We start from the raw sequence: 20,961 nt of genomic DNA, 5'->3' as shown, positions 1-20,961 counted from the left end.
TTTCATGCTCCTTCCGGTGCCAGGCGCAGGTAGGCCGTCTTGGTGAGGGTGAAGAAGTCGGAGGCGGCGTCGCTGTTCTGCTCGCGCGGACCCGGCTGGGAGGAGTCGCGCAGGCCACCGAACGGTGCATGGACCTCGGAGCCGGTGGAGGGGCCGTTGACCTTGATCAGCCCGGCCACCAGGTCGTTGAGGCAGCGCCGGATGGAACGCTCGTCGCTGGTGAACACGGAGGCGGTCAGACCGAATTCGGTGGCATTGGCCAGTTCGATGGCCTCCTGAAGGGATTCGGCGCGCAACAGGGTGGTCACGGGCCCGAAGACCTCTTCGCAGCAAATGGTCAGCTCGCTGGTGCCACCGAGCAGGGTGGGGGCCACGAAATGTCCCTCCGCGTCGGGGATCGGTGCACGCGCCAGGACCTGGGCGCCTTCGGCTTCGGCCTGCTGGACGGCCTCGTCGATATCACGGCGGGCGCGCTCGTTGACGACGGGTCCGATGCCGGCTCCTGCGTCGGTGCCGGCGCCCACATTCAGTGCGTTGAACCGTTTGACCAGTTCATCCCGGAGCTGGTCGTGGATGGCTCCCACGGCGATGACGCGGCGGGTGGCCGTGCACTTCTGGCCGGTGCTGCCGGTGGCCGCGGCGGTGATGAAGTCGGCGGCGGTGGCAAGATCGGCATCGGGCAGCACGATGGCGGCATTATGTCCACCGAGTTCCATCTGCAGCTTCGCTCCGCGTAGGACCGTCTTTTCGCGGATCCGGTGTCCGACCTCCACGGATCCGGTGAAGGTGACGGCGTCGGCCCGTGGATCGGCCACGAGTTCCGAGCCCAGGGCCCCGGGGCCGAGCAGCAGGTTCAACACACCTGCCGGGACTCCGGCTTCTTCAAGGATCTCGGCGAACATCACGGCGGTGGCCGGGGTGTCGCTGGCTGTCTTCCACACGACCGTGTTGCCCCAGAGCAGTGCCGGGGCGATCTTCCAGGCAGGGATCTGCAGCGGGAAGTTCCAGGGGGTGATCACCGCAACGGTGCCCAACGGCCTGCGGATCGTGCGGACCACTTCGTCCGGGTTGGCCGAGGGGTAGACCGCTGCGTTGGCCCGACGGGCCGACCCTGCGTTGTAGTACAGGGTTTCAATGCTGGCCCCGACTTCGCCGCGGGAGTCGGCCAGGATCTTGCCCTGCTCGCGGGTCATCAGTTGGGCGACCTCTTCGGCACGGCGGCCGAGGATCTCGGCGGCGCGGCGCAGGATGTTCCCGCGGGCGATGATGCCCATCCGGTCCCAGCCGGCGGCGGCCTGCGTGGCTGCGTCCAGGGCGTGGTCGAGCTCGGTGGACGTGGCCGTGGCGTACTGCGCCACCACTTCCTGGGGCAACGCCGGGTTGGAACTGGTGGCAGCCGGGCCGCTTCCTTCCACCCACTGGCCGTTGATGAGTTGCTTCAGGCCAAGGGTCTGCTGTCCGGGGTTGGTCACGCTGATGCTCCTTCGTGCTGCGGTGGTGCTCGTCATGTCTTTGAGGCTACGGCGCTATTTGATCGGCGTGAAGTATCTATTGCTTATGTATTGATCATCAATAACACTTAGTTCATATGGAGATCCGTCAATTGCGCTACTTCGTGGCGGTGGCCGAGGAAATGCATTTCAACCGGGCGGCAGCACGCCTGCTTATCGCCCAGCCGGCGCTGAGCCAGCAGATCCAACGACTGGAACGGGAGCTGAAGACCCGGCTGTTCACCCGCACCACCCGATCGGTGGAACTGACCGAGACCGGCAAGGTCCTGCTGGTGGCTGCCCGCAAGGTGATCCTGGAGTCCGAGCAGGCACTGCGCGGCATCGAACAGGCGGTGGAAGGCCGGACCGGCCTGCTTCGCGTGGGTTTCGTGGGGTCGGCGGCCCTGAATCTCATCCCCCGGATCGTCCCGCCGCTGCGCATCCAATATCCGGGTCTGGAGTTGGAACTCCACGAGTTGACCACCGAACAACAGCTCGGGGCGCTGGAGTCGGGGACCCTCGATGTGGGCATCGTGCGCGATGTCGAGTCGCTGCCGGGCATCACCGCCCGCGAACTGACCCGCGAGCCCCTCATCGTCGCGCTTCCGGACGACCATCCGTTGGCCCGCCGGCCGTCCCTGGCCCTGGCCGACCTGTCCGAGGCCGGCTTCGTGGTCTTCCCCCGCGACCAGGTTTCGCGGCTCTATGACGTCATTTCTGCTTTATGCCTGCACGCTGGATTCCGTCTGCGCGTCGCCCAGGAGGCCATCCAGTTCCCGACGATCCTGGGCTTGGTGGCCGCCAAGACAGGTATCGCCGTCGTGCCCGAAGGAATGCGCGCCCTCCAGCTGGCCGGGCTGCGCTATGTGCCCTTGACCGACACCACGGCCACCTCGACCGTTTCGCTGATCGTCAAGACCGACCGGGCCGAGACCCCCCTGATCGCCCGGTTCACCGCCGCCGCCACCGGTTTCGCCAGCACCGAGGCCACGGTTGGCTGAACCGTGGCCCCTGCCTGGGTGCATGCCGGCCGGACTATTCCTTGGAGGTCGGCAGCTTCGTGGTGGTCGCCGATTCCTTCTCCCCGGCCTGCTCCCCCACGGCTTCCTGCGTCGGGCCCGAACCTCGCGGGTGGATGACTCCCTGTTCGATGGCCATCCGCCGGGCATAGATCGGGGCGGCGAACACCGAGGGCAGCATCAGGAAGCCGACCGGGACCGCGGTGATCACGATGAAGGACTGCAGTCCGGAGATGCCGCCATCACCGATGGCGATCAACACGGCTGCCGCCACCCCCATCATCACGGCCCACGTGGCGCGCAGCTTGGTCGACGGTTCACCGGAAATGGTGCAGGACTGGGCGATGGCGTAGGACATGGAGTCCGTCGTCGTGGCCACGAACGTCACCGTCAGCAGCAGGAAGGCGCCTCCGACCAAACCGGAGAGCGGAAGCTGGGCCGCGATGGACATCACCACCGCCGGTAGTCCGTCCGATTCGTAGGCGGCGCCCACGCTTCCGGGGTTCTGCTGCTCGAACATGATGCCGGTTCCGCCCAGGACGCTGAACCAGACGGTGGTCAACACCGGCGGGATCACTGCCGTGCAGATGATCAGATCGCGGATGGTCCGGCCGCGGGAGATCCGGGCCACGAAGATGGCCATCAGCGGCCCGTAGCCCAGGAACCAGCCGAAGAAGAAGACCGTCCACCCCGAGAGCCAGGTCGGGTCTCCCTGGTAGACGGACATGCCCACGAAGTTGCCGATGTAGGTGCCGAAGCCGCCCAGGAAGGCCTTGAAGACGTAGCCGGCCGAGCCGAGGACGACCACGGCGGCCATCAGGGCGATCGCCAGCCAGACGTTGGCCCTGCTGAGGATCTGGATGCCCTTGTTCAGCCCGGAGGACACCGAAAGCGCCGCGATGCCGGTCAACACGGCGATGACGATCAGCTGGGTGGCGTAGTTGTTGGGGATCCCGGTCATTTCGGCTAGCCCGTAGGAGACCTGCAGGCCCAGGAACCCGACCGGTCCCACGGTGCCGGCGACGACGGCGATGATCGCCACGACGTCGGCGACGGTGCCGATCCAGCTGTGGAGGACCTTCTTGCCCATGATCGGGTAGAGCAGCGTACGCGGGCGCAGCGGCATGCCCTTGGAGTGGGCGTGGGTGATCACGATGGCGCCCAGGGTGCCCAGGATGGCCCAGGCCAGGAAGCCCCAGTCCACGAAGCTCTGCGCCAGGGCCGCGCTGGCCTGGTCGCTCTCGGATTCGAGGCTGTCCCCGTAGTAGGGCGGGGAGGCGATGTAGTGGGCGATCGGCTCGGCCGCGGCCCAGAACACGCCACCGCCGGCCAGCAGGGTGCACATGATCATGGAGACCCATTTGAACCGGGTGAATTCCGGTTTCCCGGTGCTCAGCCGTGCCTTCGCGTAGGGGGTGAAGGCCAGGATGATCGCCACGAAGAAGGTGATCAGCAGCAGGTACTGCCAGTAGGCGCCGAACCATTTGGCGGCACCGCTGAAACCGGAGTTGATGACGTTGGCGGTCCAGTCGGGGAATCCGAGGCTTGCCGCGACGAAGAGGACGACGATGCCGATGCTGATGCCGGCGACCTTGCGGTCAAGCCCCGCAGCCAAAGCGGAGGGAGGCGCATCAGCCTCGGGGGTGGTCAGGGGGGTGGGCTCAGTCATGTGTGTCTCACTTAGCTGATTGAACGCAGCCGGGTGCGAAGCGACTACCGAATAAAGTTCTTGGAGACCCGCGCCATGGTGCGCGTTCGGCACGCGGACTGCGGCACAGTCCGGCCACCCGGGTCAGGAAGGGGTTCCCCGGGATTGCTCCCGGAAAATGGCAAACCTATACGTTAGCATTTTTTCGTCGGTTGGACCCAATCGGCCTCCTGGCCACACCCCTCACCCGACCACGCACGACGCCTCCGGCGGCCCGTGGGAGCGGGGGCGTCGGAGGCGTCGTGGTGGACCGGAAGAGGCTAGCTCCAGATATCGTCTCCGCGCAGCGAGGCGTCTGCGCCGCCATCGGCGTAGATCGTCTGACCGGTGACGTGCGTATTTTCCACGCTCGTCAACCAGGCCAGCAGCCGGGCCAGCACGATCGATTCCGAGTGGTAATTCAACGGCATCGGCACGTGCTGATCCACCATGGCCCGGCCTTCGGGGGTGGAGAGCAGCTCAGTGGTCATCGGGGAGATCACGGTGCCCGGTGCGATCGCATTCAACGGGATGCCGGCGCCGGCGTACCGCTCGGTGATGCAGGCCCGACGCACCCAGCGGGAGAGGGCCCGCTTGCTGGAGGGGTAGTTCAGGTAGCCCTGCTCGGGGCCGGCCTCGGCCAGTGCGGTGCCGATCTCCACCGCGCGGTCCTCGTCCCCGGCGAGCAACGCGTCGACCAGCTCGGGGGAATTGGGCTGCAGCGAGGCCATGGAGCTGACGACGACGGCTCGGGGGGAATCGCTGTTGGCCAGGGTCGGTGCCAGCTGATCGAGGAACTCGGTAACCCCGAAGTAGTTGACCTTCACGGTGAGCGGTTTGGGCATGGAGATCCCGGCGCAGGCGATGACGGCGTCGATGCGGCCTTCGGCCAGGTCTATGGCGCGTTCGACGCCCGAGCTGCGGCCCTCGGGGGTGCTCAGATCGGCATCGATCTCTGCCCCCTTCAGGTCCACGCCGATGACGATTTCCCCGCGTTCGCGCAGCAATTGCGCGGTGGCGGCTCCGATGCCCGATCCGGCTCCGGTGATGGCATAGGTACGGCTCATGGTGTTCCTCCTGTGGTGGGTGGTTCGGTGGTTCCGAGCGTTCCTGCGAAGGATGTTGAGGCGACGGCAAAACGTTCGAGCAAGGTCACGAACGTCCGCCGGTCGGTTTCGCTCCATCCTTCAAGTAATTCGTCGACCATCCCGTCTCCTGCTTTCACGAAAGCCCCGGCGACGTGCTCTCCTGCGGGCGTCAGCTGCACTCGCTGAGCCCGGGCATCCTCGGGGTCGGTGGCCCTGACGACCAGCCCGGCCTCGGAGAGGCGCCGGATGATCTTGCTGATGTTGGAGGGGCCGGTCACCAGGTGGGCGGCGAGCGCCGAGGGGCGTTGGGGGCCCTTCTGGGCGATCACGGTGACCATGACGATCGCCGGCGGGTCCAGATGGACTCCTTCACGGGCGGCGACCCCTGTAAGGAATCCCGGCGCCGTCCATTCGCCCAGGATGCGGGTCAGGGCGGCAATCAGTGCTGGCCGGTAGTCCGTCTCGTTAGTCGTCATGGACGGTTCCCCCATCGACGGGGAGCACGACGCCGGTCACGAAGCTGGCTTCGTCGCTGAGCAGCCAGGCCACGGCGTTGGCGATCTCCGCCGGCTGTCCCAGGCGCTTCATCGGGATCTTGGAGCTGTGCTCGGCCTTGGCCTCAGCCGGCAAGGAGGCCAGCGAGGCGGTTTCGATGGCCCCGGGGGCCACGGCGTTGACCCGGATGCCCTCGGGCGCATTCTCCATGGCGACGCTCCGGGTCAGGGTGACCACTCCGTGCTTGGAGGCGCCGTAGGGGGTCAGCATGGGCGTGGACTGCACTCCGGCGATCGAGGCGACGTTCACGATGGAGCCACTCCCCTGGGAACGGAAGTATCCGATCTGGGATTTCAGCGCCAGGAAGGTCCCGCGCAGCGTCACCGACATGACACGGTCGAAGTCCGAGTTCTCGGTCTCCTCGATCCGGCGTGGCATGACGCCGACGCCCGCGTTGTTCACGGCGAGGTGGAGTCCACCGAAGGTCTTCACGGCGAAGTCGACCAGTCCGGCGACTTCCTCCGGATCGGCGACGTTGGCCCGCTGGTAGGCGGCCCGTCCACCGGCTTCGACGATTTCGGCGACCACCGCTTCACCGGCCTCGTCATTGATATCCGAAACGACGACCGCGGCGCCCTCGGCGGCCAGGCGGACCGCAATGGCCTTGCCAATTCCCGCGCCGGCTGCCGTCACCAGTGCCACTTTGTCTTCGAAAAGCATGTCCGTTTCCTACTTCCCGGTCGCTGCCTGCAGCAGTGGCCTTCTTTGATGTCTTGAGGACACAATATCATCTTTACTGTCGAGAAGACAGTAAATAATGATCGGGCTCTTCGGTTCCCTGACGGGGCTGCTGCCCTGCGTGGCCAGGAACACCCCGTCATAAGCAGTCCACGTTCCCCCGCCCGCCCGCAGCGGCGATAGCATCAGCCCATGCCCGAGAGCCGTTCCGCCGCAGATCACGGCCACGCGTTCAGGTTCCCGGCCCTGCTGCTCACCGCATTGGCGCTGCTGTCGATGGCCGGTCCGGTCGCCACCGACCTCTATCTGCCGGCCTTCCCCGCAATGGCCCGCGAGTTCGGGGTCAACGCCTCGTCCGTCCAGCTGACCCTGACCGGTTTCCTGCTGGGCATGGGAGGCGGCCAACTACTCTTCGGACCGCTCTCGGACCGGTTCGGGCGGGTCCGGCCGCTACTCATCGGCTCCTCGGTCTTCGTCCTGTCCTCGGTCGCGGTCGCACTGGCGCCCACGATCGAGACCCTCACCGCGTTCAGATTCCTCCAAGGCCTCAGTGCGGCAGCCGGCGTCGTCCTCTCCCGCGCCGTCATCTCCGACCGGGCCGTGGGAGGCCAGGCCGCCCGGCTGTTCTCCATCATGATGACCATCAGCGGCGTCGCCCCGGCGGTGGCCCCGTCCGTGGGCAGCCTGATCTTCATCACCTCGGGCTGGCGGGCCGTGTTGTGGGCGATCACCGCGATGTCGGTGGTGATGCTGCTCGGCGCCCTCTGGCAGGTCCGCGAGACACTGCCGGTCTCCCATCGCCGCACCGGACCGCTGTTCGGCGGGCTGGCGGTGGCGATCCGACATCGCCGGTTCGTGGGCTACATCGTGTTGTTCGGGGCGGCCTTCGGGATCCTCATGGGCTACATCTCCGCCTCTCCCTTCCTCTACCAGGGGGTCCTGGGCCTGAGTCCCGGAACCTTCGCGCTGCTCTTCGGGGCCAACGCCCTGGGCATGATGAGCACCGGCCTGGTTTCCGCCCGGCTGGCCACCCGGATCCCATTGCGCAACACCGTCACCGTGGCGGTGACCACCCTGGTGGCCGTGGCCGTGGCCTTCACCCTCTGCGCCCTGTTCGGGGCCCCGGGCTGGACCCTGGCGGTATTGATCTTCGCCACCACCTGCAGCATCGGGTTCGTCATGGGCAACACCACCTCGCTGGCCTTGGCCGAGGTCAGGCACGTCTCCGGCAGCGGTTCCGCCTGGCTTGGCGGGGCCCAGTTCACGCTCGGGGCGATCGTCTCCCCCTTGGGTGGTCTCGGCGGTTCAACCAGCGCCGTGCCCCTCGGATTCGTCCTGCTCGGATGTTCCCTGCTGGCTGCCGGCGCCCTTTTCGCCACCTCGGACCGTTTCCACTCCGAGGCCACCGGATGAGCCGGCCGGCCGCGGTCCGCCCCGCCCTGCCGTGGGTGATCGCCGGGATCGTCATGGTCGCGTTGAGTCTGCGCGCCCCGATCATCGCCCCCACCGCGGTGATCGCCGACATCCGCGAAGGCACCGGGCTCAGTGCCGCCGGGGCGGGCCTGCTGACCGGCCTGCCGGTGCTCCTCTTCGCGTTGGCCACCCCGCTGGCGTCGCGGGTGATCCGCCGTTTCGGCCCCGAAACCACGATCGTGCTCTGCCTGGCCGGGATCATGGCCGGCACGCTCATCCGCTCCTCGGGGCCGGCCCTGGTGGTGCTCGGCGGCACCGCGGTCATCGGCGCCGCCATGACGCTGGGCAATATCGCTGTCCCGGTGCTGATCCGCCGGGACGTCCCCTGGAATAAGGTCTCCTCGGCGACGGCCGCCTATTCGGCCACGATGAATGTCGGCTCGATGGCGACCCTGCTGGGCACCGCACCGTTGGCCGGGGTGGCCGGCTGGAGGTGGGCGATCGCCGCCTGGTCGATCGTCACCGCCGTCGGACTCATCTATTGGGTCCTGCGACGGCGCAACGCCCCGGGGGCCCCGGTTTCCTCCGGCATGGCGAGCAAGACGACTGGCCCGGCGGCGGCCCCGGCCCGCACCCCGGAACAGCGGGCCCACACCCAGCGCATCGTGGCGCTGCTAGTCTTCGCGTTCTGCGGGCAGTCGGCGGCCTACTACGCCACCACGGCGTGGCTGCCGTTGCTGCTCACCGAAACCCGCGACCTGGCCCCGGCGGCCTCGGGAGCGTCGGCCTCGCTGTTCCAGGTCGCCGCGATCCTCGGCGCCTTCGGGGTCCCGTTGCTGGCGAACCGCACCCGACTGTCGGTGGCGGCGATCGTCGTGGCGGTCTTCTGGATCACCCTGCCGGTGGGGCTGTTGATCGCCCCGCAGGCCTTCGTGCTCTGGTCGATCATCGGCGGCATCGCCCAGGGCGGCGGGTTCACCGTGATCTTCTCCGTCATCCCCCGCATCTCGCATTCCGACGCCGAAGCGGCCTCGGTCTCGGCCCGCATCCAGGGTGGCGGTTATCTCGCGGCGACCGCAGCCCCGCCGTTGGCCGGCTGGCTAAACACCCTCACCGGGGGCTGGACGGCCCCGCTGGTGTTGGTTCTGGTGGCCACACTGACCTACACGACCGGTGCCGTGACCGCGGCCCGGCTCTCCGACCGGGACTGACCCCGGCCGCAGGCCAAACGCAGGACTATCTGCTATTCACCGCCAGCGAGGCCCCGAACCCCAGCAGTGCGACTCCCGCGCCGCGGTCGGTCCAGCGGATGAAGCCCGGCTTCTGGAAGGTTCCCCGGGCCAGATGGGTTCCGTTGATGAGCAGCGAGAACCAGATCAGCGCCAACAGGTTGTGCACCCCGGCCAGCGCAATGCCCATGAGCAGTGTCGAGGTTCCTGCGGGGATGAACTGCGGGATCATCGCGATGTAGAAGACCCCGACCTTGGGGTTGAGCAGGTTCGTGCCCGCACCCTTGGCCCAGGAGAACAGCAGCCCTCGGCTGGCCCGCGCGACGGGTTGATCGGCAACGACCGTGGGTGGGGTGCGACCCAGCGAACGCCAGAGCATGGTCGCGCCCAGCCAGGCCATATACAGGGCACCGACCAGTTTGAGGATCGTGAACGCCGTTTCGGAGGCGGCCAGCAAGGCCGATGCCCCGACGGCAGCGGCAATGCCCCAGAGCATGGCACCCGAGTTGACGCCCAACGCGGTCGCGTAGCCATGGCGGCGTCCTTGGCTGATCGAAGCGCGCAGCACCAGCACGGTGTCCAGCCCCGGGATGATGGTCAACAGGGCGGCCACGACGGCGAAGGACAGCAGGGCCGATTCGATGCTCACGACTGCCATGCTAGGGCCACCGCAGCCAGGACCGCATCCGGCACGTCGCCGGGCGGGCCATCTGGAAGCAGACTACCTAGAAACCGCGCCCCGGCGTCGTGCTGTGGTCTTCGGAGAGATCATCGAACTCGGCGTCGATGGCGTTGGCGTTGGCGTTCCGATCTTTTTTGATCACCGCGGACACCACCCCCGCGACCATTGCTAGACCAAGAATGTTCATGACGATCGTAAAGACCATGGCCGACGCCCTCCCCAGTTGTTGATACGTTCTCGCAGGCGACAGAATTCATCCAAGAACCTGTCTTAAGCCCCAAGGTACAGTCTCGACCCGCCCGGCAGGGGAGGCAAGGCCGCCAGATGTCGAACCGTGACCAAGGCAACCCTGCAGGTACCGCCTTAGCGCAGAATCTGGACGGCAGCAGGCACAACGTCGATCAGTACCGCCCCGCTGCCGACCATTCCCTCGGTTTCGCCATCGCCCCCGTAAAGAATCGCCGGCTCGGCCGAGAGTGTGATGGATCTGCCGCGGAAGGTGTGCACCGTGGGCAAGTCGACGTGGGTACCTCCGTAGACCTTCGGCAAGGCACGGATCATGTCCAGCCGGCCGAAGGCCTCAATCACCACGATGTCCAAGAGTCCATCGTCGATGCTGGCTTCCGGGGCAATGCGCATACCCGAGCCGTAGTAGGCCGAATTGGCAACGGCCACGCAGGCCGCTTTGAAGATCCGCTCGGTCCCGTCGATGCCCACGGTCAACCGGGTGGGACGGAACGTGGCCAAGGCGTACAGGCCGTTCAGCGGATACTGCCACGACCGTGGCAGCCAGTGCCCGCGGGCGACCCGGTCGGCGACCACTGCGTCGATGCCTGCGTAGATCGAACCCGCCACCACTCGTGAGGTGCCGTCGGGGGCGGTGGTGGTGATGAGGTCGGTTTCCGCGGGTTCCTCGTCGAGCAGGATGGTTGCCACGGCGTGAGGATCCGTGGGCAATCCCAGCATCCTGGCGAAGTCGTTGCCCCGTCCGGCGGGGATGACCCCCAGGATCCCGCCGAGCCGGGCCACTTCTCCGGCGAGCGCCGAGACGGTCCCGTCACCTCCGACAGCGACCACCACATCGCCGCGGATGACGGCCTGGGCAAGGGCTCTTTTGCCCTCCGCCGGCCCCGAGGGGGCCACGGTTTCGACCCGGGCCCCGGACTCGCGTAGGATCCGCTCCACGCGGGCGGCCGCGGCCAGAGGGTCGCCGCTGCCGGCAGCCCGGTTGACCAGGAGGGTAAAGGATCGATTCACGCGGACCAGACTACGGTGCCGCGGGCGGCCCGCCGCTTTTCGCGTGCCGCGGTTGCTGTCGCCTCAGTCGGCGGTTCCGGGGAGTGCTGGTGCTTGCGAGCGGTAGACGTGTCCTGTCGGCGTTGTGGTTTCCACCGTGTGCCGGGCTCCGGCGACCTTGCGGGAGTGCCAGTTCAGCGCTTCCTTCGTGTGGTTGCAGCGGACACAGGTTCCCTGCCCGTTTTCCGCGACGGTCGCCCCGCCTCCGGCCCAGGCCAGGATGTGATCCATATGCCGGATGGGAGCATCGCACCACGGGCGGGTGCAGGTCTGGTCCCGTACTTCAATGAAGCGCCGCAAGCCGCGCGGGAACAGTCTGGCCCGCGAATCCAGGCCCACGAGTTCCCCCGTGGCAGGCGCCGTATAGAGCCGTCGGATCCAGGCCAGGGAGTCGGGCCCGGGCGGCGCGTTGGACTCTTGCCCGTCGGTGGGTTCCTGGGGTGTCGCTGTCGACAGACGGGCAGCCCGAGTCGCTTCGCGGATCATGTCCCGGGCGACCTGCGCCGGAACGACCCCATAGCCCTGCAGGTGTGCCGGTTCCGCATCGCCCTGGAACAGCGTCCGGTCCGTCATCACCAGCTGGAGCTCCACGCGCATACCCTCGGCCCGCTGCTGCCCGGTGACCCGTTCCACCAACGTGTCGGCCATGACCTGGCCGCGACTGCGCGCATCCCCGGTTGCCGTCGCGAGATCCGCGGCCCGGGTCAGTGCCTTCAGCACCGCAACCCCCTGGCCCACGGGCAGGGACCCGGTCAGGATGGCCATGGTATCCGGGGCCGGACGTAGGCTCACATGCCGGTCCCCCACGGCCCGGCGGGCGCGTTCGACCGCCGCCTCCGGGCTGGCCTGCTCGGCCAGATGCCGGGCCATGGCCTTCAGCTTCCGATTTCCGACCCCCTCGATGGTGCGCGGATCGGCCATCAAGGCCGCATCGACCTTCTTCCGGTCGTCCAACTCCAGGCAGGCGGTCTCACCCACCAGCAACGTGGCGCGCCACTCGCTGATCTCCCCGGCGCGGAACGCCTCATGGGTATGGGGCATTTCATCCACCATGGCCCGGGCGAAGCCCAGGAGCCGGGAGCCCTCATGCGGGGACTCGCGCCGGGCCAATGCCACCTGCGCACCGACCCCCTGCCCACGCTTTTCGGGGTCGACACCGGCGGCCGCTTCGCGTCTGACCACCCGCTCACGCAGGGCCACGGCCACCCGTGCCTGATAGGCACCGGCAGCCGACTTCACCGCTTCCAACCCGGAAAGCAGATCCACCAGACCCGCTTCGCCCAGCCGGGTTCCCCCGAGCGCCAGGGCCACCCTCACCGCCTCGATCCGGGCGAGCGCGGGCTCCGCAACCGCCGCGGCGTCGGACACCCCGGGGGAGCCCGGGGCTCCGCCGGCATTTTCTCCTACCTCATACTCGAACATGTATTCGAGTTTAGTTTTCTTCCTCCGACCCCATCCCGACGGGATCCCGCCTGTGCACAGCCATCACCGGCACGGCGCCTGTGGAGGGGACGAACAGGGCTCCTGTACTTCACCGGGAGCTTATGCGTACGTTGGCTGGAAGGGGATGCCACCCCGCCCATCCGACCAGGAAGAGGATGATTTCCATGCCACAGATCACCGGAGCCGACGGAAACACGCTGAACTACGAGGACACGGCGGGCGAAGGCCGTCCAGTCGTCCTGATCCACGGCTGGCCGCTCGATGGCACCTCCTGGGCCAACCAGGCGGGCCCCCTGGCCGAGAAGGGCCATCGCGTCATCACCTATGACCGCCGGGGCTTCGGCGCCTCCGAGCCGGCCGCACGCTACGACTACGACGCGCTGGCCGCCGACGTCGCGGCACTACTGGAGGGGCTTGACCTCAAGGACGTCACCCTCGTCGGGTTCTCCATGGGTGGCGGCGAGGTCGCCCGCTACGTCTCGGCCCACGGCGAGCAACGCCTCCACTCGATCATCTTCGCCGCGGGGGTGCCGCCCTTCCTGCTCAAGACCGACGGGAACCCGGACGGTCCGCTGGAGGAGGCGCAAGCCAACGAGATGAAGTCCCAACTGACAGCGGACCGCAACGCCTTCTTCGAGGGGTTCACCCCCGGCTTCTACTCGGCCGGGGACCAGTTGTGCGTCAGCGAGGACCAGCTGAAGGAAACCATCGCCGTGTCCTGCCGGTCCAACGAGGCGGCCGCAGTGGCCTGCATGGATGCCTTCGGCACCACCGACTTCCGCGAGGACCTGCCCAGCATCACGGTGCCTACACTCGTGATCCACGGCGATAGCGACGGCGTCGTACCCTTCGAAGGCTCTGGCCAGCGCACCCACGAAGCCATCGGCCACAGCGAGCTCGTCGTCATCGAGGGAGCACCCCACGGACTCATCGTGTCCCACGCCGGGGAATTCAACTCCGCGCTGCTGGACTTCCTCGATCGCTAGCCGACACATCTGTCTGGAGGCCCACGGTCGTTGTGATCCCCCGCAGGGGGTGTGAGACTGGGCCCTGACCCGTCGACTCCAAGGAGGGGTGTGATGCCGAAAACCGGCCTCGAGAAGGAACGTTTCGCCGCATCCCTGGACCTGCCGGGGGCCGGCTCATGAGCGAGGCCCCGCCCCGCTCATTGGCCCGCGGCCTCACCACGGCCAGTCGCTGGACCGCCAAGTCCCTGGTGCTGGTCGTCGGGTTGGTGGTGTTGTGGCTGCTGCTGCGCACCTTATGGGCGGTGGTCTTCCCTTTGTTGCTGGCCCTGCTGCTGTCCTCGTTGTTGTGGCCGCTATGCCGGGGACTCCACCGGGCAATGCCCCGCGCGCTGGCCGCCCTGCTGTCGTTGCTGGTGTTGTTGGCCGTCGTGGCGGGCGTCATCTGGGCGGCCATCCCCGCCCTCGGTTCAGGGACCCGCCGCCTGGGCGCACTCGCCCAGGAGAACCTCACCAGCTTCACCACGCAACTGCGCGATTTGCCGCTGGATCTGAGCGGGGTGGACCTGCAGCAGAACCTGGAGGACATCCTGGGCTGGGTGGGCGGCCGCTGGCAGGACATCCTGTTCGGCATCGCCTCGGGTCTGGGATCGGTGACCAGCCTCATCGTCGTGCTGCTGCTGACCCTGGTGCTGACCTTCTTCTGCCTCAAGGACGGCGAGCGCTTCCTGCCCTGGGTGTTCCACTGGACCTCGCCGGAGACCCACGTCCATGCCGGACGTCTGGGCGAACAGGCCTGGCAGGCCCTGTCCGCCTACCTGAAGACGCAGATCATCGTGGCCCTGGTCGACGCCGTCTTCATCGGGTTGGGCCTGTGGCTGCTGGACGTCCCGCTGGCCTTCCCGCTGGCGCTGCTGATCTTCTTCGCCGGATTCATCCCCGTGATCGGCGCCGTCTCCACCGGCCTGCTGGCCACCCTGGTGGCTCTGCTGGCGCACGGCTGGGCCACCGCACTGGCGACCCTGGTGGTGGTGCTGGCGGTCCAGCAGCTCGAGGCGAACCTGCTGCAGCCCTACATCGTGGGCAAGGCCCTGCATCTGCATCCGGCCGTCGTCATCGGGGCCGTCACACTCGGCTTCACTCTCTTCGGCATCATCGGGGCCTTCCTCGCCGTGCCGGTGACCGCCGTTGCAGTCGTCGTCCTGCGCTACCTGCGCGAACAAACCCAACCCGCTCCCCCACCGGAAGCCCCCGAGACGCCCTCGGACGCGGCCGACGAGGATCCGGCGTCACCCACCCCGGCATGACGAACCAACCTTCCGGTTGGTAAAGTAAGGGCATGAGTGCCGATACCCGCGACCAGATCATCGATTCCTCCCTGCGCCTGCTACGCCAGGGGGACACGGTCTCCCTGGAATCGGCGGCCCGCGAGGCTGGGCTGACCAAACCCGGGCTGATGTACCACTTCCGGACCAAGGAAGCGCTCATGCTCGGGCTGGTCGACGCGGTGATCGATCAATGGGTCGTCGAACTTTCGGCCCGTCTGGGAGATACCCCGGAACAGGCCACGGCCACCGACCGGGTCACGGCCTATCTGGAATGGACACTGGAGCGGAACTTCGACGCCTCCGATCTGGTGATGCTCACCGATCCGCGACTACGCGACCCGCTGACCGAACGGTGGAGTGAACGCTTCGGCCCGTGGTTCGCCGTGCCCGACGGCGCATCGGCGGCCCTGCGCGGACGGTTGGCAGCGGTCAGGCTGTTGGCCGACGGCATCTGGTTCGCCAGCGCCACCGACATCCTGCCCCCAGCGCAGGACGAGCTGGAGACCATCCGCACCGCCGCCGTCTCACTGTTGGAGGACCAGCCATGAAGAAGTGGCTTCTGTTGACCGGGGCCATCCTCACCGAGGTCACCGGCTCGGTGTCACTGAAGGCCGCCGTCGAACACCCCGGCTGGTATTTCCTCACCGCCGTCGGATTCGTGGTGGCCTTCGTCTTCCTCGCCGCCGTCCTGCGCGAAGGGATGCCCTTGGGCGTGGCCTACGGCATCTGGGGTGCCAGCGGTGTCGCCCTGACTGCTGCACTGTCGGCAATCATCTTCGGCGAACCATTGACGGCCACCATGCTCGCCGGGATGGGGCTGATCATTGCCGGGGTGCTGACCATCGAACTCGGTTCCCAACGCGCCGCGGAGCGTGCACATGAACAGCAAGGGACTCCAGCATGATCGGCTGGGTCCTGTTGGGTGCGGCCATCGTCAGTGAAGTCGCCGGCACCTTGTCCTTGCGCATGGCCACGTCCGGGAGTCGCCGTTGGTACGGTGCCGTCGCCGTCGGCTACCTCGTCGCCTTCTCCTGCCTGGCCCTGGCACTGCAGACCGGGCTGGCCCTCGGCGTCGCCTACGGGATCTGGGCCGCCGTGGGGGTGGCGTTGACCGCTCTGGCCAGCAAGGTCCTCTTCGGTGAACCGCTGAACTGGGTCATGACCTGCGGCATCATCCTGATCATCGGGGGTGTGCTCCTGGTCGAAACCGGGGCCGCAGCCTAGGAAGCTACCGATCGGCTCCCGTCGGCGCGGTCCGCCGGAACCCCGGCCCACACCTGCAGGGCGGCCCAGGCTGCTGCCGTGAACGGGACCGCGAGGATGGCCCCGAGAACCCCGGCGACCACGGCGCCGGTGGCCAGCGCGAGCAGGACCACCAACGGGTGGATCTGGAGCGTGCGGCCCATCACCACCGGCTGCAGCAGATTGCCTTCGAGCTGGTTCACCACGACCACCACCACCAGGACGATCACTGCCGCCACCGGGCCGACACCCAAAAGTGCGACGACGGAGGCCAGGATCCCGGTGACCGTGGCACCCAGGATGGGGATGAAGGCCCCGATGACCTCGAAGATCACTTCCCACAGCGAAGCGCCGTTGTCTTTGTCGAAACACTAGTTCTTCAGTACTTTTGAGTTTTTCAACTTAACGTTGCTTAACGCCCCAGCCTCGTTCTGTAATAGAAATCACAACGTCAAGTAGCGCTAAACACACCATCAAGGTCCACACCGAAGGAAGCCGGCATGACAGATAGCCCATCCGCGATGAAGCTCTCATATGACGAAAGCGCGCCACGCCCGGCTAAGACTTCTGCCGCCGCCGTTGCTCGCGCTTGTGGGGTCTCAGCAGCAACAGTGAGCTACGTGATGAATGGGCAGCCGGGCGTCTCGACCGAAACACGTCGCCACATCGTCAAGGTAGCCAACGAATTAGGTTACCGACCAATACGTCATGGGCGTCTTCCCGACCCGCTATTGACCCGCGTCGTGGGATTGATTCTGCCCAACATCGTCAACCAGATGTACACCGGGTGGGCACAACACATCATTGATGCAACGGCCTCCAAAGGTTTCGAGGTCTTCGTAGCCACCACCCAGGACGACGCCGAGTCCCTAGCTCAGGTCGCCTCTACATTAGCGGCCAGAAACGTGGATGGTGTCATCATCGCAGCAGCTCTGAGGGAGGACTCTAGGGCTCTGAGGACGTTGCGACAGAAACGCATCCCCTACGTCTATCTATCTCGTCGTTCCGACCATATTCCTGGGGACTTTGTCGGCATCGACGACGACGCTGCCGCCTCGGCCCTCATGACTCATGTCCTTTCCCACGGATACACAGAGATCGCAACGGTCATCGGCCCAAGGTTTTCCACTGCCTCATTGGCACGAGAGCAAGCATTTGTCCGAACCGCCGCCGCAGCCGGAATTCCCATCACTGGTCAACGAAAAATCAGCACACGACTTAATTCCGACGGCGGTGTAGTAGCCGCCGAAAAACTATTCGGCTCCCCACAACCTCCGGAGGCAATCGTCTGCGGCTCCGACGAGATTGCCATCGGCATTATGGAGCACGCTCTTTCATTGGGTCTGACCATTCCAGGCGATGTTGCCGTCGCCGGGAGTGATGGATTACCTCACAGCCGGTCTCGCCTCATTGATCTGACCACGATCGTTCAGCCGGTCCAACAGATGGCCGAGCGTTCCTTCGAGCTACTCCTCAACCAAATCACCAGTCCGCGCACCACATATGCGCATACAGTCTGCGATCACTCCATTCACATAGGTGCGACTTGCGGTTGCCCAAAGAGTATCGCTTCTCTGCATTAACGGTTTGTTTCACACTCCTCACGGCAACACCACCTTTTCCATACCCAACACCACGCAAAGGTAGCCATGTCCACTCATACGAACGCGATGGCAATGAGACCACAGCATGTCGTCAACAAACTCATTTTCCGGCGTGTCATGCCTCTACTGATTGCCGCCTATGTAATGGCATTCCTAGACCGCACCAACATTGGCATGGCCAAGGACCGCATGGAGATCGATCTCGGCATCTCCGCCACGGCTTACGGCGTCGGCGCCGGCTTGTTCTTTCTGACCTACGCCCTATCAGAAATCCCTTCTAACCTGATTATGCACAAGGTCGGAGCTCGCTTTTGGATCATGCGCATCATGATCACGTGGGGCATTCTGTCTGCTTGCATGGCTCTCGTCCAAGGGGAATGGTCTTTCTACATATTACGAATGCTCCTCGGAGTCGCTGAGGCTGGCCTCTTTCCTGGAGTCATCTACTTCTTGACCCAATGGTTCATCGCGAATGATCGCGCCAAAGCTAACGGCATGTTCCTGCTCGGAGTCTCGTTGGCTAACATCATCGGTGCTCCACTCGGTGGCGTGCTACTTACGCTGGACGGTCTAGGTGGTCTTCACGGCTGGCAATGGATGTTCATCGTCGAAGGGTTGCCTGCCTGCGCTCTAGCATTCGTAATTTGGAAGTTCTTGCCCAACAAACCGACCGACGCAAAGTTCCTCTCTAGGGCCGAGGCAGAGGACCTAGAGGCTCGCATCGCCGCTGAGGAGAAATCGGGGGCCGAGGCAGCAGGGAACTCAAAACTGATCCACGTGCTGAAAGACAAGCAGATTCTTCTAGTTGTGGCTATCTACTTCGCCCATCAAATCGCTGTGTACGCATTGAGTTTCTTCCTTCCCTCAATCATCGGGACTTATGGCGAACTAAGCACGATCCAAATCGGTCTACTTACTTCTATCCCGTGGATTTTCTCTGCAGCCGGCGCGTTACTGCTTCCCCGCTTGGCGACCAACGCCAGCCGCTCACGACTGATCGCCACATGCACAATGGTTGGTATCGTGGCCGGATTCACTCTCGGCGCAATTGGCGGTCCTGTGCTGGGTCTCATCGGATTCTGCCTCGCGGCGTTCAACTTCTTCGCGTTGCAGCCCATCCTCTTCACCTACCCGGCCACACGTCTGTCCGGGGCTGCGCTAGCAGGTGGCATTGCCTTCGTGAACACAGTGGGACTGTTCGGGGGATTCCTCGGACCATACGTCATGGGATTCCTGGAAGACGCCACCGGTTCCAAGTTCGCGGGCCTTTGGTTCATCGTCGCAATGTGCGTCATCGGTGCTGTCCTCACGCGCTGGCTAAAGCGAGGCACCGAAGATCCTGCCCTCGCCACAGTCTCTGGCCACTAGGCACTGACTTTCAGCAAATTAGACCGCCCAACATCGGACGAAAGCCTCGGATTCACACCTGAGCATCAGCGTTTGCAAATATTCTTCACCACCAAAAGGAGCAGTACCCGTGGATTACACCGGACTAAACTACGCCGGCCGCAAGGTTCTCGTCACAGCCGGGGCCGCAGGCATCGGTCTAACGATCGCCACTCGCTTTCAAGATCTGGGCGCCAAAGTATTCGTAACAGACATCAACCCCGCAGCTGTGGATTCAGCACGTGCCTCCGGCTTTTCCGCAGCGGTCAGCGATGTCTCCAATGAGGACCAAGTTCGATCCCTTATGGACACCGTTGCCACTGACCTCGGCGGACTGGATATTTTGGTCAATAACGCGGGGATCGCTGGCCCTACTGGCTCGATTGAAACCTTAGAAGCAGCGGATTGGAAAGCAACGTTCGACGTTAACGTCCACGGGCAGTTCTACTGCATCAAATATGCGCTGCCGTTCCTCCGACTCTCCACAGACGCGGCAATCGTCAACCTCTCCTCCGCCGCCGGACGACTGGGCATGGCGGGCCGCAGCCCCTACTCCGCCTCCAAATGGGCAGTCGTCGGGCTAACTAAAACGTTGGCCATCGAACTCGGTGGCGATGGCATACGTGTCAACGCCATATGCCCAGGGGCCGTCGACGGCCCCCGCATCGATGCAGTCATTGAAGCCAAGGCAAAGATGTTGAAGCGACCATTGGCTGAAGTCACTGACCTCTATCTCGGCCAGTCATCTTTGAACCGACTTGTTGAGGCAACTGATATTGCAAACATGGCAGTGTTTTTGGGCAGTGATCTCGCCCGAAGTGTCAATGGTCAGGCGATGGCTGTCGACGGCAATACAGAGAAGCTCTACTAGCCCCAGACCCTCTTCTTACGGCAACACTCTCGAGTACCACCAAAGGAATTAACATGGCCTCCAAGAAAAAAGTCATCATCACCTCCGCCGTCACTGGCGCCATCCACACGCCGACCATGTCCCCACATCTGCCCGTTACACCAGACGAGATCGCAGACGCGGCGATCGGAGCCGCGCAAGCCGGCGCCGCGGTCGTCCACATGCACGCCCGGGATCCCAAGGATGGGCGCCCTTCCCAAGATCCGAAGCACTTTGAGCCAATTCTTGAAAAACTCAAGGCCAACACGGGCGCGATCATCAACATCACGACTGGTGGCTCCCCCCATATGACTGTCGAGGAGCGAATGCTCCCGGTTGCTACTTTCAAGCCAGAATTGGCATCACTGAACATGGGATCCATGAACTTCGGGCTCTACCCGATGCTGGACCGATACGCTGATTTCGACCACGAGTGGGAGCGTGAGTCTCTGGAGAAGTCCAGAGATCTTGTCTTCAAGAATACGTTTGCGGACATCGAGACAATCCTCGGCATCGGCAGCTCAAATGACACGCGCTTCGAGTTCGAGTGCTACGACATCTCTCACCTTAATAACCTGGCTCACTTCCATGGGCGAGGGCTGGCGCGTGGCCCCCTATTTGTCCAGTCGGTCTTCGGCTTGCTGGGAGGTATCGGGGCCCACCCCGAGGATCTCATGCACATGCGCCGCACCGCCGACAGGTTGCTCGGCGAGGACTACCAGTGGTCGATCCTTGGAGCTGGTAAAAATCAGATGCCATTGGCCACTATCGGGGCCGCCATGGGCTCACACGTCCGTGTCGGGTTGGAAGATTCCCTGTGGATCGGACCAGGCCAGCTGGCAGCGTCCAACGCCGAACAGGTTTCACGTATCCGAACCATTCTGGAAGCCCTGAATTTTGAGGTCGCGACACCAGATGAGGCCCGCGAAATACTCGATCTCAAAGGCGCAGACAAGGTGGGGTTCTA

22 protein-coding genes are annotated in these 20,961 nt (G+C 65.1%); 12 read left to right on the top strand and 10 right to left on the bottom strand.

Annotation, left to right across the window (positions count from 1 at the left end):
• Window positions 1-2: 2 nt before the first annotated feature.
• Entirely contained in the window at window positions 3-1,508 is a 1,506-nt protein-coding gene (locus ACT3S6_RS12085) for an aldehyde dehydrogenase family protein (protein WP_444555161.1), read from the bottom strand.
• A gap of 80 nt (window positions 1,509-1,588) precedes the next feature.
• Between ACT3S6_RS12085 and ACT3S6_RS12080 the strand changes: the two genes are divergently transcribed.
• Window positions 1,589-2,491 (top strand): LysR family transcriptional regulator, encoded by a 903-nt coding sequence (locus ACT3S6_RS12080; protein ID WP_444555160.1) that lies wholly within the window; start codon window positions 1,589-1,591, stop codon window positions 2,489-2,491.
• Window positions 2,492-2,525: 34 nt separating this feature from the next.
• On the opposite strand, the gene ACT3S6_RS12075 is transcribed toward ACT3S6_RS12080, so the two are convergent.
• The 4 genes from ACT3S6_RS12075 to ACT3S6_RS12060 all read right to left on the bottom strand — a co-directional run bounded on the left by ACT3S6_RS12075 (window position 2,526) and on the right by ACT3S6_RS12060 (window position 6,499).
• On the bottom strand, window positions 2,526-4,178 hold the full coding sequence (locus tag ACT3S6_RS12075; RefSeq protein WP_443384020.1) for a BCCT family transporter: 1,653 nt from the start codon (window positions 4,176-4,178) through the stop codon (window positions 2,526-2,528).
• Between the two features lie 299 nt (window positions 4,179-4,477).
• Window positions 4,478-5,263: an SDR family oxidoreductase gene (locus tag ACT3S6_RS12070; RefSeq protein ID WP_443384019.1), complete on the bottom strand. Its 786-nt coding sequence runs from the start codon at window positions 5,261-5,263 to the stop codon at window positions 4,478-4,480.
• Window positions 5,260-5,760 carry a MarR family winged helix-turn-helix transcriptional regulator gene (locus ACT3S6_RS12065; protein WP_443384018.1) on the bottom strand — a complete coding sequence of 167 codons (501 nt, stop codon included), beginning with the start codon at window positions 5,758-5,760 and terminating at the stop codon, window positions 5,260-5,262. Before ACT3S6_RS12065 ends, ACT3S6_RS12070 begins: the two co-directional genes overlap by 4 nt.
• Window positions 5,750-6,499 (bottom strand): SDR family NAD(P)-dependent oxidoreductase, encoded by a 750-nt coding sequence (locus tag ACT3S6_RS12060; RefSeq protein ID WP_444555159.1) that lies wholly within the window; start codon window positions 6,497-6,499, stop codon window positions 5,750-5,752. The genes ACT3S6_RS12065 and ACT3S6_RS12060 overlap by 11 nt, the downstream gene beginning before the upstream one ends.
• Window positions 6,500-6,709: 210 nt before the next feature.
• On the opposite strand from ACT3S6_RS12060, the gene ACT3S6_RS12055 reads away from it, so the two are divergent.
• Window positions 6,710-7,930 carry a multidrug effflux MFS transporter gene (locus ACT3S6_RS12055; RefSeq protein WP_444555158.1) on the top strand — a complete coding sequence of 407 codons (1,221 nt, stop codon included), beginning with the start codon at window positions 6,710-6,712 and terminating at the stop codon, window positions 7,928-7,930.
• On the top strand, window positions 7,927-9,141 hold the full coding sequence (locus ACT3S6_RS12050; RefSeq protein WP_444555157.1) for an MFS transporter: 1,215 nt from the start codon (window positions 7,927-7,929) through the stop codon (window positions 9,139-9,141). Before ACT3S6_RS12055 ends, ACT3S6_RS12050 begins: the two co-directional genes overlap by 4 nt.
• A gap of 25 nt (window positions 9,142-9,166) precedes the next feature.
• Here the strand turns inward: ACT3S6_RS12050 and ACT3S6_RS12045 are convergent, their stop codons facing one another.
• The 4 genes from ACT3S6_RS12045 to ACT3S6_RS12030 all read right to left on the bottom strand — a co-directional run bounded on the left by ACT3S6_RS12045 (window position 9,167) and on the right by ACT3S6_RS12030 (window position 12,559).
• Entirely contained in the window at window positions 9,167-9,817 is a 651-nt protein-coding gene (locus ACT3S6_RS12045) for a LysE family translocator (RefSeq protein WP_444555156.1), read from the bottom strand.
• Between the two features lie 67 nt (window positions 9,818-9,884).
• On the bottom strand, window positions 9,885-10,046 hold the full coding sequence (locus ACT3S6_RS12040) for a hypothetical protein (RefSeq protein ID WP_441380806.1): 162 nt from the start codon (window positions 10,044-10,046) through the stop codon (window positions 9,885-9,887).
• 158 nt (window positions 10,047-10,204) lie between these two features.
• On the bottom strand, window positions 10,205-11,098 hold the full coding sequence (locus ACT3S6_RS12035; RefSeq protein ID WP_444555155.1) for a diacylglycerol/lipid kinase family protein: 894 nt from the start codon (window positions 11,096-11,098) through the stop codon (window positions 10,205-10,207).
• Window positions 11,099-11,161: 63 nt separating this feature from the next.
• Window positions 11,162-12,559 (bottom strand): DUF222 domain-containing protein, encoded by a 1,398-nt coding sequence (locus tag ACT3S6_RS12030; RefSeq protein WP_444555154.1) that lies wholly within the window; start codon window positions 12,557-12,559, stop codon window positions 11,162-11,164.
• 185 nt (window positions 12,560-12,744) lie between these two features.
• On the opposite strand from ACT3S6_RS12030, the gene ACT3S6_RS12025 reads away from it, so the two are divergent.
• From ACT3S6_RS12025 to ACT3S6_RS12005, 5 genes are all read left to right on the top strand, one after another.
• On the top strand, window positions 12,745-13,566 hold the full coding sequence (locus ACT3S6_RS12025; protein WP_444555153.1) for an alpha/beta fold hydrolase: 822 nt from the start codon (window positions 12,745-12,747) through the stop codon (window positions 13,564-13,566).
• A 158-nt stretch (window positions 13,567-13,724) separates the two neighbouring features.
• Window positions 13,725-14,852: an AI-2E family transporter gene (locus ACT3S6_RS12020; protein WP_087000793.1), complete on the top strand. Its 1,128-nt coding sequence runs from the start codon at window positions 13,725-13,727 to the stop codon at window positions 14,850-14,852.
• A 32-nt stretch (window positions 14,853-14,884) separates the two neighbouring features.
• Complete coding sequence (locus tag ACT3S6_RS12015; protein WP_087000791.1) at window positions 14,885-15,421, top strand: TetR/AcrR family transcriptional regulator; 537 nt, start codon at window positions 14,885-14,887, stop codon at window positions 15,419-15,421.
• Entirely contained in the window at window positions 15,418-15,777 is a 360-nt protein-coding gene (locus ACT3S6_RS12010; RefSeq protein ID WP_087000789.1) for a DMT family transporter, read from the top strand. Before ACT3S6_RS12015 ends, ACT3S6_RS12010 begins: the two co-directional genes overlap by 4 nt.
• Complete coding sequence (locus tag ACT3S6_RS12005; RefSeq protein WP_443390151.1) at window positions 15,774-16,097, top strand: DMT family transporter; 324 nt, start codon at window positions 15,774-15,776, stop codon at window positions 16,095-16,097. The genes ACT3S6_RS12010 and ACT3S6_RS12005 overlap by 4 nt, the downstream gene beginning before the upstream one ends.
• Here ACT3S6_RS12005 and ACT3S6_RS12000 read toward each other — a convergent pair.
• The gene (locus tag ACT3S6_RS12000; protein ID WP_443390150.1) at window positions 16,094-16,450 is read right to left on the bottom strand and encodes an AI-2E family transporter; all 357 of its coding nucleotides are present in this window, start codon (window positions 16,448-16,450) and stop codon (window positions 16,094-16,096) included. The two genes, ACT3S6_RS12005 and ACT3S6_RS12000, sit on opposite strands and share 4 nt — an antisense overlap.
• Before the next feature lie 165 nt (window positions 16,451-16,615).
• Between ACT3S6_RS12000 and ACT3S6_RS11995 the strand changes: the two genes are divergently transcribed.
• From ACT3S6_RS11995 to ACT3S6_RS11980, 4 genes are all read left to right on the top strand, one after another.
• Window positions 16,616-17,698, top strand: coding sequence for a LacI family DNA-binding transcriptional regulator (locus ACT3S6_RS11995; protein ID WP_241895399.1), 1,083 nt, complete (start codon window positions 16,616-16,618; stop codon window positions 17,696-17,698).
• Window positions 17,699-17,764: 66 nt separating this feature from the next.
• Window positions 17,765-19,087 (top strand): MFS transporter, encoded by a 1,323-nt coding sequence (locus ACT3S6_RS11990; protein ID WP_179204198.1) that lies wholly within the window; start codon window positions 17,765-17,767, stop codon window positions 19,085-19,087.
• A 109-nt stretch (window positions 19,088-19,196) separates the two neighbouring features.
• Window positions 19,197-19,976, top strand: a complete 780-nt coding sequence (locus ACT3S6_RS11985; RefSeq protein ID WP_086994179.1) for an SDR family oxidoreductase — start codon at window positions 19,197-19,199, stop codon at window positions 19,974-19,976.
• 53 nt (window positions 19,977-20,029) lie between these two features.
• On the top strand, window positions 20,030-20,961 hold a 932-nt coding region (locus ACT3S6_RS11980; RefSeq protein ID WP_086994176.1), incomplete at its 3' end, for a 3-keto-5-aminohexanoate cleavage protein.

The organism is Arthrobacter sp. AOP36-C1-22 (assembly GCF_052377515.1).
Classification (GTDB): domain Bacteria; phylum Actinomycetota; class Actinomycetes; order Actinomycetales; family Micrococcaceae; genus Arthrobacter_H.
This window is presented reverse-complemented; position numbering and strand designations above follow the sequence as displayed.